The 13,531-nt window shown below is 65.0% G+C and carries 11 protein-coding genes; 10 read left to right on the forward strand and 1 reads right to left on the reverse strand.

Translation table 11 applies throughout. From position 1 onward, the window contains the following. Positions 1-13: 13 nt before the first annotated feature. Positions 14-1,381 (reverse strand): replication-associated recombination protein A, encoded by a 1,368-nt coding sequence (locus tag QD280_RS14590; protein WP_279839824.1) that lies wholly within the window; start codon positions 1,379-1,381, stop codon positions 14-16. Between the two features lie 312 nt (positions 1,382-1,693). Between QD280_RS14590 and QD280_RS14595 the strand changes: the two genes are divergently transcribed. The 10 genes from QD280_RS14595 to QD280_RS14640 all read left to right on the forward strand — a co-directional run bounded on the left by QD280_RS14595 (position 1,694) and on the right by QD280_RS14640 (position 13,430). Continuing rightward, a complete protein-coding gene (locus QD280_RS14595; RefSeq protein WP_043331576.1) occupies positions 1,694-2,242 on the forward strand; it encodes a hemerythrin domain-containing protein in 549 nt (182 codons plus the stop codon). A 252-nt stretch (positions 2,243-2,494) separates the two neighbouring features. Next, entirely contained in the window at positions 2,495-4,048 is a 1,554-nt protein-coding gene (locus tag QD280_RS14600; RefSeq protein WP_084589215.1) for an NAD-dependent succinate-semialdehyde dehydrogenase, read from the forward strand. A 96-nt stretch (positions 4,049-4,144) separates the two neighbouring features. Continuing rightward, positions 4,145-5,605, forward strand: a complete 1,461-nt coding sequence (locus QD280_RS14605; protein WP_279839825.1) for an aminotransferase — start codon at positions 4,145-4,147, stop codon at positions 5,603-5,605. A 3-nt stretch (positions 5,606-5,608) separates the two neighbouring features. After that, positions 5,609-6,718 (forward strand): pyridoxal-phosphate dependent enzyme, encoded by a 1,110-nt coding sequence (locus QD280_RS14610; protein ID WP_279839826.1) that lies wholly within the window; start codon positions 5,609-5,611, stop codon positions 6,716-6,718. A gap of 58 nt (positions 6,719-6,776) precedes the next feature. Beyond that, positions 6,777-7,790 carry a cyclodeaminase gene (locus tag QD280_RS14615; protein WP_279839827.1) on the forward strand — a complete coding sequence of 338 codons (1,014 nt, stop codon included), beginning with the start codon at positions 6,777-6,779 and terminating at the stop codon, positions 7,788-7,790. A gap of 134 nt (positions 7,791-7,924) precedes the next feature. Continuing rightward, a complete protein-coding gene (locus tag QD280_RS14620; protein ID WP_054555611.1) occupies positions 7,925-8,785 on the forward strand; it encodes an HAD-IB family hydrolase in 861 nt (286 codons plus the stop codon). 6 nt (positions 8,786-8,791) lie between these two features. Further along, the gene (locus QD280_RS14625; RefSeq protein ID WP_279839828.1) at positions 8,792-9,841 is read left to right on the forward strand and encodes a DMT family transporter; all 1,050 of its coding nucleotides are present in this window, start codon (positions 8,792-8,794) and stop codon (positions 9,839-9,841) included. Between the two features lie 264 nt (positions 9,842-10,105). After that, a complete protein-coding gene (locus QD280_RS14630; RefSeq protein ID WP_279839829.1) occupies positions 10,106-11,593 on the forward strand; it encodes a SulP family inorganic anion transporter in 1,488 nt (495 codons plus the stop codon). Positions 11,594-11,772: 179 nt separating this feature from the next. Then, on the forward strand, positions 11,773-12,663 hold the full coding sequence (locus QD280_RS14635; protein WP_279832187.1) for a universal stress protein: 891 nt from the start codon (positions 11,773-11,775) through the stop codon (positions 12,661-12,663). 410 nt (positions 12,664-13,073) lie between these two features. Then, on the forward strand, positions 13,074-13,430 hold the full coding sequence (locus QD280_RS14640) for a RidA family protein (protein ID WP_043331456.1): 357 nt from the start codon (positions 13,074-13,076) through the stop codon (positions 13,428-13,430). The last annotated feature ends 101 nt before the right edge of the window (positions 13,431-13,531 follow it).

Below are 13,531 nucleotides of genomic sequence, written 5' to 3' on the forward strand. Positions count from 1 at the left end.
GATTCGCCGCTGATCAGCTCTGTCCGGGCGTCTCACCACGGTCTGCGGCGGCGTCCTGCTCGCGGCGCCAGCGCTCAATCTCGGCGAAGCGCTTCTCGCCACCATGCTGGGTCGGGCGGTAGAACTGCTGGGTCGGCAGCTCTTCTGGCCAGGCATCGTGGGAGCTGCCGGCCGGATAGCCATTGGGCTCGTTGTGGGCATAGCGATAGCCTTCGCCCATGCCCAGCTCCTTCATCAGCGTGGTCGGGGCATTGCGCAGGTAGACCGGCACCCCGAAGTGGGGCTGCTGGCGCACGAAGGCCTTGGCTTCCTTCCAGGCCACCTCGATGGCATTGCTCTTGGGCGCGATGGCCAGGTGGATCGCCGCATGGGCGATGGCGCGCTGGCCCTCGTAGTCACCGAGGCGCAGATAGGCGTCCCAGGCGGCGATGGTCAGCGGCAGGGCGCGCGGGTCGGCGTTGCCGACATCCTCGGAGGCAATCGCCGTCAGACGCCGCACGACATCCAGCGGGTCGCCGCCGCCATCCATGAAGCGCGCCATGTACAACAGCGCCGCGTCGGGCCGCGAGGAGCGTATCGACTTGTGGATCGCCGACAGCAGGTCGTAATAGTCATCGCCCTGCTTGTCGAAGCTGGAGGCCTGATGGCCCAGCACGGCCTCCAGCGAGCTGTCCTCGAGTATCTCGCGCGTTCCCCCCTGGGCGTCGGGCTCACGACGCACGAAGTCGCAGGCGGTCTCCAGCAAGCCCAGGGCGCGGCGTGCATCGCCGGAGGCCGAGCGCGCGATGCGGGTCAGCGTCTCGCGGCTGGCTTCGATGTGACGCTCGCCGAGGCCGTTGACCTCATCCTGCAGGGCGCGCGTCAGTACCTCGATCAGGTCTTCGGTTTCCAGGGCCTTGAGCACATAGACCCGCGCCCGTGACAGCAAGGCCGAGTTGACCTCGAAGGACGGGTTCTCGGTGGTCGCGCCGATCAGCGTCAGCAGGCCGGATTCCACATGCGGCAACAGGGCATCCTGCTGGCTCTTGTTGAGGCGGTGGATCTCATCGAGAAACATCACCGTCTGGCGATCGCTGGCCTGGAAGTGTCTGGCGCGCTCCACCACCTCGCGGATGTCCTTGACGCCGGCCATCACCGCCGAGAGCTGCTCCAGATGGGCATCACAGCCCTTGGCGAGAATCTCGGCCAGCGTCGTCTTGCCGACCCCCGGCGGCCCCCACAGGATCATCGAGCGCACCACGCCGGAGGCCACCATCTGGCGCAGCGGCATGTCAGGCCCGACCAACGCTGTCTGTCCGATGTAGTCATCCAGGGTGCGGGGACGCATGCGGAAGGCCAGTGGCGCATGGGAATTCGAGGCGGTATCGGCAAAAAGATCCATCGGCGAGTCTGGCTCCGGCAGGCGTGGGGCAGTATTGCGCTCATCATGGCCGATCCTGCAGGCCTGTACAAATCAGCAGGGGCGACGCGGTCCTTCAGCGGCCTCAGGCCGCGCGTGGCATTGCACCAGACTGTCATGTTTTCCTGACAGCATGACACGCTCATTTAGGCAATCCCACCCAACGTCTAACTGGCGCTCGGGGGATGTGTCCTACACTTCTAGGTGACGACATTGCTACATTCGGTAGCAATGCCCGAGGCGGCAGCGCTGTCTGCCAGCATCGGCCACCTGTTCCGTAAGGAGGAGGAAGTCATGCCCAATGTGACTCAGCTGCGCCAGGACCACGCCAACATGGCCCGTCTGCTGCACGTGCTTTCGCACCGCCACAAGACGCTCGTCAGTGGTGAGCGTCCCGACTTTCGCATGATGCGTGAGGTGGTGGATTACATTCTCGATTACATGCAGGGCTTCATCATTCCGCTGGAGCGTCAATGCACCCAGATGCTGTGCGAACGCTCCGAAGACGCCGCGCCACTCTGTCAGCGCCTCATCCAGCAATATCGCACCCTGCACGAGCGTCTGGACAAGCTGTCCGACAATCTCGACAGCATCCTGATGGACCAGATCATCCCGATGGACCAGTTCAATGCCGACCTGCGCGAGTATGTAGAGGCACACCGTGACTATCTACGTGCCGAGCGCCAGGAGCTGTTCCCGCTGATGCGCGACAACCTCAGTGATGAGGAATGGCAGCAGCTGACCGATGCCATCCCGCATGCGCGCACCGAGCTTGAGCGCCTTCAGGAAGCCTACCCGGAACTCTACGCCGAGCTGACCGAGAGTGATGTCGTGACCGCCTGAGCCATGTCGGTCCGATCAGTGACGCTCTGATCCATAACGGTCTAGTCAGGAACTCGCCACACAGAAAGAATCCGCACTTTGCCCGCCACAACAGAAAGAATGCCAAGTCGTTGGCGGGTATTCCGAAAGTCTCCACGTCTCATCTCCCCCACACTGAGGTCATCACATGACGCCCGCCGCGTTTCGGTGGGCGTTGTCTTTGGCGGTGTTCCGCCTTCTCAGATGACGGCCGTGCGGCCCGGGAGACAAGCGATGAGTGCTCAATCTCTTGCACGACAGTGGGCAACTTCCCAGGACGGAGCGACGTCCGAGCCCACCCAGTTCGCCAGCCAAGGCATTGCCCTGGAAGACCCGCGCCTGTTTCGCCAGCTCGCCTACGTGAATGGCTGCTGGGTGCATGGTGAAGGCGGGCGTGAGGAGGCGGTCTTCGACCCCGCCACCGGCGAGCGTCTCGGTCAGGTGCCGTGGCTCGAGGAGGCGCAGATCGACGCCGCCATCGCCACTGCCGATGCGGCCCAGCGTGAATGGCGCAAGCTGCGCGTCGACCAGCGCGGCGAGCTGCTGGATGCCTGGTACGACCTCATCCGCGCCCACAAGGAAGACCTGGCCATGCTGATGACGCGTGAGCAGGGCAAGTCGCTGGACGATGGGCGTGGCGAGGTGGAATACGGCGCCAGCTTCGTTCACTGGTTCGCCGAGGAGGGCAATCGTGCCTTCGGCGAGACCATTCCCAGCCATATCCCGAATGCCGCGCTGGGCACCGTGCGTGAGCCTATCGGTGTCGCGGCGCTGATCACGCCGTGGAACTTCCCGCTGGCGATGATCACCCGCAAGGCCGCGGCCGCGCTGGCGGCGGGCTGCACGGTGCTGGTCAAGCCGGCCGGCGAGACGCCGTTCTCGGCGCTGGCGCTGGCGGAGCTGGCCGAGCGCGCCGGCATTCCCGCCGGTGTCTTCAGCGTCATCACCGGTGAGGCCTCCGAGGTCTCCAGGCAGCTGTGTGACGATCCGCGCGTCGCCGGGCTGTCATTCACCGGCTCCACCCGGGTCGGGCGTCTGCTGCTGAAACAGTGCGCCGACAGCGTCAAGCGCGTCTCGCTTGAACTGGGCGGCAATGCGCCCTTCATCGTCGGACCGGACATGGACCCCGAGGAGGCTGCGCGCGCCGCCGTCGATGCCAAGTTCCAGACCTCCGGTCAGGACTGCCTCGCGGCCGACCGTATCCTGGTCCACGACAGCCTCTACGAGGACTTCCTGAGCCACTTCGCACGCATCATGAAGCAGCTCAAGGTCGGCAATGGCCAGGTGAAGGGGATCGACCTTGGCCCGCTGATCCACCGCGACGCCGTCGCCAAGGCGCAGACCATCGTCGATGACGCCGTCGAGCGCGGCGCACGACTGATCCACGGCGACCAGAGCATGGCACCGGGCCCCAACTTCTTCATGCCGGTGCTGCTGGCCGACATCACGCCGGACATGCGCGTCTGGCGCGAGGAAACCTTCTCGCCGGTGGCCGGCATCACCGCCTGGCACGACGAGGAAGAGGTGATCGCGATGGCCAACGACACCGAATACGGCCTCGCCGCCTACGTCTATACCCACGATGTGCGCCGCATCTGGCAACTGATGCGTGGCCTGCGCTTCGGCATGGTCTCGGTCAATTCCGTCAAGATGACCGGCGCGCCGATTCCCTTCGGCGGCGTCAAGCAATCTGGCCTGGGTCGCGAAGGTGGCCGTCAGGGGCTCGAGGAATATCTTGATATCAAGTACTACTGTCTGGGTGGACTGGAAAGCGCCTCCGGAAGTTGAGACGGACATCCTTCACTGTCACATGTCGATCATGGCGACCGGTGGCCATTGAGCACCGCCGGTCGATCGCCCCTAGTTGAGCATTCGGAGAGTCACATGAGCACCGATAACACCCTGAGCCAGGCCGCCAGCTTCGACGACGCGACCTCGACCGATGAGCTGATTCGCCGTGATCGCAAGGTCACCTTCCATGCCTCGACCCACCTGCGCGATTACGCCCAGGGCGATGCACCGGGCCGCGTGATCACCGGTGGCGAAGGCATCCGCATCCGCGAGCGTGACGGGCGTGAGCTGATCGACGGCTTCGCCGGCCTCTACTGCGTCAATATCGGTTACGGACGCACGGAAGTCGCCGATGCCATCCACGAGCAGGCCCTCAAGCTCAGCTACTACCACACCTATGTAGGCCACTCGAACGAGCCGCAGATCGCTCTGTCCGAGAAGATTCTCGAACTGGCCGGCCCCGACATGTCCAGGGTCTATTACGGCATGTCCGGCAGTGATGCCAACGAGACCCAGCTCAAGCTGGTGCGCTATTACCACAACGTGATCGGCAAGCCGGAGAAGAAGAAGGTCATCTCGCGCTGGCGCGGCTATCACGGCTCCGGCATCGCCTCAGGCTCACTGACCGGGCTGGCGGCCTTCCATGATCACTTCGATCTGCCGATTCCGGGCATCCTGCACACCGAGGCGCCGGATTATTACCGCCGTCCCGCCGAGTGCGCCGAGATGAGCGAGCGTGAATTCTCCACCTGGTGCGCCGAGAAGCTCGAAGCGATGATCCAGGCCGAAGGGCCGGAGACCGTCGGCGCCTTCATCGGCGAGCCGGTGCTGGGCACCGGTGGCATCGTGCCGCCGCCGGAGGGCTACTGGGAGGCCATCCAGGCCGTGCTCAAGCGCCACGACATCCTGTTGATCTGCGATGAGGTGGTGTGTGGCTTCGGGCGCATCGGCAGCCAGTTCGGCTACCAGCACTTCGGCATCAAGCCGGACCTGGTCACCATCGCCAAGGGCCTGACCAGCGCCTATCAGCCGCTGTCCGGGGTCATCGTCGGCGACCGCGTGTGGAAGGTGCTGGAGCAGGGCACCGGCGAATTCGGCCCCATCGGCCACGGTTGGACCTACTCCGGCCATGCGCTGGGCGCCGCCGCCGGTGTCGCCAACCTGGAGATCATCCGTCGCGAGGGCCTGGTCGACAACGCCCGCGATACCGGCGCCTATCTGCAGAACGCCATGCAGGCAGCCTTCGCCGATCACCCCATCGTCGGCAATGTGCGGGGCATCGGCCTGCTGGCGGCGCTGGAGTTCTCGCCGCAGCCGTCACAGCGCAAGGCGTTCGACTCAGCGCTCAAGGTCGGCCCGCGCATCTCCGCGGCAGCCCTCGAGGAAGGCCTGGTCGCTCGCGCCATGCCGCAGGGCGACATCCTCGGCTTCGCGCCGCCGCTGGTGGTCACGCCTGAGGAAATCGATGACATCGTTGCCCGCGCGCGTCGCGCCGTGGACAAGGTGTATCAGGAGCTTGTCGACAATGGCGATCTCACGTCTGGTGATCAGTAAGCCATGGCATTGACCTTACCCCCGCTCAAGAGCACACGGGAAACGCCGCTGGCGCTGGCCGATATCTATGCCGCGCGCCAGCGGCTGTTTCATTCATCGATGGCCACGGGTGTCGAACGCACGGCGCTGGTGCCTTCACCGGCGCTGTCGCGACGCTTCGATGCCGAGATTCTGCTCAAGCTGGAGACCCGCCAGCCCACCGGCGCCTTCAAGCTGCGCGGGGCCAGCAATCTGCTGGCTGCCGTGGCGGAGCAGGCCGCCGGGGAGGCCTACGAGCGCCTCCAGCGCGGCGTGACCACCGCCTCCACCGGCAATCATGGTCGCGCGCTGGCCTACGCCGCGATGCGCCGTGGCCTCAGGGCGGTCATCTGTCTCTCCGAGCAGGTGCCCGCCAACAAGGTGCGTGCCATCGAGGCGCTGGGTGAGCTGGGCGGTGCCACTGGCGGCAGTGTCGAGGTGCGCCGGGTCGGCCGCAGCCAGGACGAGGCCTTCCACGAGGTCAATCGGCTGGTCGAGGAGGAGGGCATGCTGGCGGTGCCGCCCTTCGATGACCCGCTGATCGCGGCCGGTCAGGGCACCATCGGGCTTGAGTTGATGGAGGATTGCCCGCAGCTCGATCAGGTACTGATCGGACTGTCCGGCGGCGGCCTGCTCGGCGGTATCGGGGCGGCGCTCAAGGCGATTCGCCCCGAGACCCGCGTGCATGGCATCAGCCTCACCGAAGGCGCGGCCATGTGGCACAGCCTGCAGGCGGGCACACCGGTGGAGGTGGAAGAGGTCGCCAGTCTCGCCGATTCGCTGGGCGGCGGCATCGGGCTTGGCAATCACACCACGCTGCCGTTGGTGCGCCGCGTGATGGATGAACACCATCAGGCCAGCGAGCGCGCCATCGCCCGCGCCATGCTGATGCTGCTGGAAGAGGAGAAGCTGCTGGTCGAGGGTGCCGCCGTGGTCGGGCTTGCCGCACTCGAGGCCTCGCGACTGGGCGAGACCGACCCGGCGCTGGCCGAGTCGATCCGCGGCCAGCGTGTCGCGCTGATCATCAGCGGCAATGGGGTCAGTCTGGAGACCTTCGATCAGGCTCGAGCACTGCTGGCGGACGCTCAGCAGTGATTTATTCGCCCATGGCTCACAGCGTGAGACAGATGATGGCACACCAGGAGGAGGGCGCATGACGGAACCGACTCAAGAAAGCATGCAGACGTATTCCCGTGGACAGATCGAGCAGGTCGTGGGGCTGGACGCCACGGCGCTTGGCACCATTCGCGATGCCTTCATCGCGCTGGGCCAAGGCAAGGTGGTGCAGCCGCCGATCCTGTCGATGGCCATCGAGGAGGCCAACGGCGAGGTGGACGTCAAGACCGCCCACATCCAGGGGCTCAAGCACTTCGCGATCAAGATCAGCCCCGGCTTCTTCAACAATCCCGCCCGCGGCCTGCCAAGCCTCAATGGCCTGATGGTGGTGTTCTCCGCCGAGACGGGACTGGCCAAGGCCCTGCTGGATGACGGCGGCTATCTCACCGCCATTCGCACCGCACTGGCCGGTGCCGTGGCGGCAGAGGCCCTGTCGCGCCCCGACAGCAAGCGTGTCGCGCTGATCGGCGCCGGTGAGCAGGCGAGCCTGCAGCTGGAGGCGCTGCGGCTGGTGCGCGATATCGAGAGTGTCGATGTCTGGGCGCGTGACAAGGAGCGCGGCGAGCGCTTCGCACGCGACACCGAGCAGCGTCTGGGCCTCACCGTGCGCAGCCATGACAGCCTGCATGCGGTGTGTCAGAACGCCGATATCATCATCACTGCCACGCCGTCTCACACGCCGCTGCTGGAATACTCGATGCTGCCGGAAGGCGTGCATGTCACCGCGATGGGCTCCGACAGCCCCGAGAAGCGCGAGCTGGAAGCCGACGTGCTGACCGATTGCGACTACTTCGTGTGTGACAGCCGCGCCCAGTCGGAAATCAATGGCGAGCTGAAGGGGCTGGATGAAGACCAGGCCAAGGCATGCGAGGTCTACGAGCTGGGCAATCTGCTGGCCGATGGGCGTCGTCTGCGTGAGGGTGAAAAGAACAGGGGTGAACAGACCGAAACCGCCACTGATACCCGCATCACGGTGGCAGACCTTACCGGTACCGGGGTGCAGGACACCGCGATTGCCAGTCTGGCACTCGCTCGACTCGCCCAGCGCTAGCGCCGCACGCAGCGACAGCGAGTCATGAAGGCGCGACGGACTTGCCCAGCGCGGCGCCGCATGCGAGGGTCACGCAGTAACGGCAGGAAGCCGTTGACTCCCTCGTCCACTCGGAGCCTGTCGTGACTCGAACCATGCCCTCACCCTCTGCTGCGCCGCGCGCCCTCAATGCTGCCCCCGGGGTAGAGGTCCGCCGCTCGCCACTGGCGGATCTCTGTGCCGACTGCGATGCCGTGACGCTGCTGCCACCGTTATCCCCGCCGGGTGAGGGGTATCTGCGCCATTTCTGCCAGCTGGATTCCCCGCTGGCGGTGTTCGATCTCGACGATACCCTGCTCGATGGCGACTGCACCGGCATGTGGATGCGCTGGATGGCCGCCTGTGGCTGGATCGAGGATGTCGAGGCCTTCATGGCCATCGGCGAGCGCCACCAGAGCGAGTATCACGCCGGCACCCTGGATATCCACGAGCACACGGGGCATCTGCTCAGCCCGCTCATCGGGCGGCATCGCGATGAGGTGCGTCGCGAAGTCGATGATTTCGTGGAAGAAATGGTGATGCCGCGTCTGCTGGAAGGCGGTATCGCGCGGCTGGCCGAACACGGCGAGGCGGGCCATCGCACCCTGATCATCTCCGCCTCCATGCATCATCTGGTCGGCCCCATCGCCAGTCGCCTGACCGCCGATGGCGCGCTGGCCACCCATCCTGCCTTCGATGATCAGGGCCGCTTCACCGGCGAGACCACCGGCATCGTCACCTTCCGCGAAGGCAAGCTGGCGGCGCTGGATGCCTGGCTGGAAGACGCAAGCCAGCTCAAGCGTGCGCCGCAGGCACTGTGGGGCTACTCCGATTCCCACAACGACCTGCCGCTGCTCGAGCGGGTTGATCATCCCCACGCCACCCAGCCGGATGCGCCGCTGCGCCAGTTCGCCGAAGCGCGTGGCTGGCCGGTGGTCGACTGGCGTCAGTCGCACCTGTCCATCGAATCGGACTGAGCGTGCATGAAGCCGTCGACTGACTCCCACCTCGCCCGCGATCACAGTCCGGATGCCAGAGCCCTGCAGGCGCGCGGCGTCGCGCTGACGGCGCTGGGCGTATTGCTGATCTCGCCAGATGCGCTGTTGCTGCGTCTCGCCGATGTCGCCGATGGTCCGCTGGTGTTCTGGCGCGGCCTGCTGACGGCCATCGGCTTCGCGTTGATTCTGCTGCTCACCCAGCGCGGAGGGCCTGCCCAGCGCTTCGCCAGTGCGCTGGCGCGCATGCGTGGCTGCGGGCGCACGGGGCTGTGGGTCGCGCTGCTGTTCACCGGCTCCACGCTGGGCTTCGTGCTCGCCAATCAATACACCCGCGCCGGCAATGTGTTGATCATCCTCGCCGCCAGTCCGCTGTTCGCGGCGCTGATGTCGCGGCTATGGCTGGGCGAGCGCCAGCCGCGCCATGTATGGGGCGCGATTCTGGTCTCGCTGGCGGGCATCACGCTGCTGGTGATGGACGAGGCGGGCAGCGGCTCGCTGACCGGCAACCTGCTCGCGCTGGGCTGCAGCCTGTCACTGGCGGGCAACTTCACGCTGTGCCGCACGCGCCCGGGCCTCGACATGAGTCCGATGCTGACACTGTCGGGACTGCTGACCGCGCTGTGCGGCCTGCTGGCCTGCATATGGTTGGCGGTCTCTGGTGTAGGGGAGGGTGCAGCAGAGGGCCTCGAGAGCGTGCTCACCCAGTTATGGCCCTCGCACAGCGTTGATTTCGCCCAGCGCGCCGGCTGGCTGGTGCTGCTGTGTCTGGTGCTCTCGCCGCTGGGCTTCACGCTGATCCAGCGTGGCCCGCTGTATCTGCCGTCCGCCGAGGTGGCACTGCTGATGCTGCTGGAAAGCGTGTTCGGCATCCTGTGGGTGTGGTGGGTGCTGGACGAGTCGCTGACCCTGCGCGGCTGGGTGGGCGGCGCCATGGTGCTGGGCGCGATGCTGATCAAGAGTCTGATCGACCGCCGCCTGCGTCACCTGCAGGCCACGCGTACGCCTTCTGCGGATGCGTCTGCGGGCGGCAACTGATACAATCCTGCCCATCCCCGAGTTTATTCACTGTCAAATGACAGCCCTCTGGACGCCTCACGGCGACCGGAGCGAATAGCTCATGGCGCGAAGAAAGCCACAGGGCGACCGGAAACGACGGCGACTTCACGACGCGAGCCAGGCGCGAGCGGCACTGCCCCTGACGGCAGTGATGAAGATTGCAACAACCGGACGCCAGACTGACTCGACAGCGCCAGGATTCAGCACGCACACCACCTTCCCCAACCTGTTGCGGACGACTCGATGACAAGCAGCCTCAAACAGCAGTGGCTCTCCAACCTCCGGCCCGACATCCTGTCCGGCCTGGTGGTGGCGTTGGCCCTGATCCCCGAAGCCATCGCCTTTTCCATCATTGCCGGTGTCGACCCCAAGGTCGGCCTGTATGCCTCCTTCTCCATCGCCGTGGTGACCGCCATCGCCGGTGGCCGTCCGGGCATGATCTCCGCTGCCACCGGTGCCATGGCACTGCTGATGGTCGACCTGGTCAAGGACCACGGCCTGGAATACCTGCTGGCCGCCACCGTGCTGACCGGCGTGATCCAGATCATCTTCGGCTACTTCAAGCTCGGCTCGCTGATGCGCTTCGTGTCGCGCTCGGTGGTCACCGGCTTCGTGAATGCGCTGGCGATCCTGATCTTCATGGCCCAGCTGCCGGAGCTGACCAACGTCACCTGGCACGTCTACGCCATGACGGCGGCCGGCCTCGGCATCATCTACCTGCTGCCGCTGGTGCCGAAGGTCGGCAAGCTGCTGCCGTCGCCGCTGGTCTGCATCATCGTGCTGACCATCTTCGCGATGGTCGTCGGTCTGGATATCCGTACCGTCGGCGACATGGGCGAGCTGCCGGACAGTCTGCCGGTGTTCCTGATTCCGGACATTCCCTTCAATCTGGAAACCCTGTGGATCATCCTGCCGTACTCGCTGCCGCTGGCAGTCGTGGGCCTGCTGGAATCCCTGATGACGGCCACCCTGGTCGATGATCTGACCGATACGCCGTCCGACAAGAACCGTGAGTGCAAGGGCCAGGGCGCGGCCAACGTCGTCACCGGCTTCCTCGGCGGCATGGCGGGTTGCGCGATGATCGGCCAGACGATGATCAACGTGAAGTCCGGCGGTCGTACGCGTCTCTCCACCATGGTGGCGGGTGTCGTGCTGCTGATTCTGGTCGTGTTCCTCGGCCCGTGGGTTTCGCAGATTCCGATGGCCGCACTGGTCGCGGTGATGATCATGGTCTCCATCGGCACCTTCTCCTGGCAGTCGATCCGTGACCTCAAGACCCACCCGATGTCCACCAACATCGTCATGCTGGGCACCGTGGCCGTCGTGGTCGCGACCCACAACCTGGCGATCGGCGTGCTGGTCGGCGTGCTGCTCTCGGCGCTGTTCTTCGCCAACAAGATCGGTCAGGTGCTGCATATCGGCAGCGACATGAATGCCGATGGCCGTACCCGCGAATACCGCGTGGTCGGTCAGGTGTTCTTCGCCTCCAGCGAGCAGTTCCAGGCCGGTTTTGACCTCAAGGAGACCGTCGAGCGTGTCGTCATCGACGTCAGCCGTGCACACTTCTGGGACATCACCGCCATCGGCGCGCTGGACACCGTGGTGGTCAAGTTCCGCCGCGAGGGTACTGAGGTCGAGATGCGTGGCCTCAATGAAGCCAGCGCCACGCTGGTGGATCGCTTCGCGGTGCATGACAAGCCTGATGCGGTCGAGAAGCTGATGGGTCACTGATCCTGTTGGCGCCACCTGCCTGATCGAGGGCGGTGGCACCAGCAGCGTGATTGATGCGTAAAGACGGCGGGCAGTCCTTCACGGGCTGCCCGCCGTTTGCGTTGGTGGGGTCGGAAAGTGGTAATCTCGAAACAGGCGCCTGAAGCGCCACCTTGATCGTCAGCATAAGGAAGCACGCCATGAGCCAATCCTCTGCCAGTGCCCTGACAGGCCATGACAAGGTCACCGCCTGCATTGACGGCTCCGCCTTTGCCGTCTCCGTGTGTGATGCCGCCGTATGGGCAAGCCAACGTCTCTCGGCGCCGCTGAGCTTCCTGCATGTGATCGACCGCCAGGAAGGGGCGGGCGAGACCAGCAGTGATCTCTCCGGCAGCATCGGGCTCGGCGCGCGGGAGCACCTGCTGGAAGAGCTCGCCACCCTGGATGAGCAGCGCGGGCGCATCGCCCAGGAGCAGGGCCGGCTGATGCTGGAGGCCGCCTACGAGCGCGCCGTGCAGGCGGGTATTGCGGAGCCGCGCCCACGCCAGCGCAATGGTGAGCTGGTCGAGACCCTCGCGGAGCTGGAAGACGAGATTCGCCTGCTGGTGATCGGCAAGCGCGGTGAAGGGGCGGAGCAGGCCAGCGAGCACCTGGGCAGCAATCTGGAGCGCGTGATTCGCAGCCTACATCGTCCGGTACTGGTGGTGCCGGGCGAGTTCAATCAGCCGACGCGGGTGCTGATCGCCTTCGATTGCAGCACCACCATCAAGCGCGCCGTCGAGGTATTGGCGGCAAGCCCGCTGTTGCAAGGCGCTGAGCTGCATCTGGTGATGGTCGGCGCGGAGTCGGTGGAGCATCAGGCCCCGCTGGACGCCGCGCGCGACACCCTCACCGCGGCAGGTTTCAGCGTGCAGGCCAGCTTCAGAGCAGGGGAGGTGGAAGCCTGTCTGCGCGAATATGCCAAGGAGCACGCCATCGACATGCTGGTGATGGGTGCCTACGGCCACTCGCGCATCCGTCAGCTGCTGGTCGGCAGCACCACCACCGAGATGATTCGCAACGCCACGGTGCCGCTGCTGATCCTGCGCTGAGCCGTGTCTGAGTCGTTCAGGCGGCTCTCCGAGCATTGGCTGATGAGCGAGCCGTTCCATCATTGCCGTGACGCCGCGCTTCCGTAATCTCTCGGGCGCGGCGTCTTGCTGTCTGGCGGGTGTCTTCGTATACCGGCAGTCTTGAGTTCACGCACGTTTTCCTGCATCACCGGCAGCACGCGTGAAACAACAGGTGTCACCACAAGAGCCACTACAAGAGCCCCCATAACTGAAACCACAGGTTCCCATGATGCAGGGTAATATCCCCCGCAGGTCGCGTTGCGCCGCTCGCGCGAATCTGGAACGCTGAAGGACTGATCTCACCCTGCTTCGCCAGCGGTCTTTTCTGTATCAGCACCGCTGGGGGCATTTTTCCACTACCCAAGAAGAACAGCACAAGGACACTCTCGATGAACATCCAACGCCATGACACCAAGCCGCGCATGAGCCGCGCCGTGATCCACAACAACACCATCTACCTGTGTGGCCAGGTCGCCGGTCCGGACCATCGCTTCGGGAATATCACGGACCAGGCCAACAGCATGCTCGCGCGTGTCGATGCGCTGCTGGAAGAAGTCGGCACCGACCGCGAGCACCTGCTCTCCGCCACCGTCTATCTCAAGACAATGGACGACTTCAAGACCTTCAACGACATCTGGGACACCTGGGTACCACAAGGCCACGCCCCCGCCCGCGCCTGCGTACAAGCCGCCATGGCCAGCCCGGAACTGCTGTGTGAAATTACCGTGGTCGCCGCCGTTAAGTAACTCGCAGTATGGTTTTCCTAACCCCGGCAGAGATTTCTCTGGCGGGGTTTTTTATTATTAGTCGTTTAGGGTATAAGTGTTAAGAAATGTTTTCTTTGCAT

Source organism: Cobetia sp. 1AS1 (assembly GCF_029846435.1).
Lineage (GTDB): Bacteria > Pseudomonadota > Gammaproteobacteria > Pseudomonadales > Halomonadaceae > Cobetia > Cobetia amphilecti.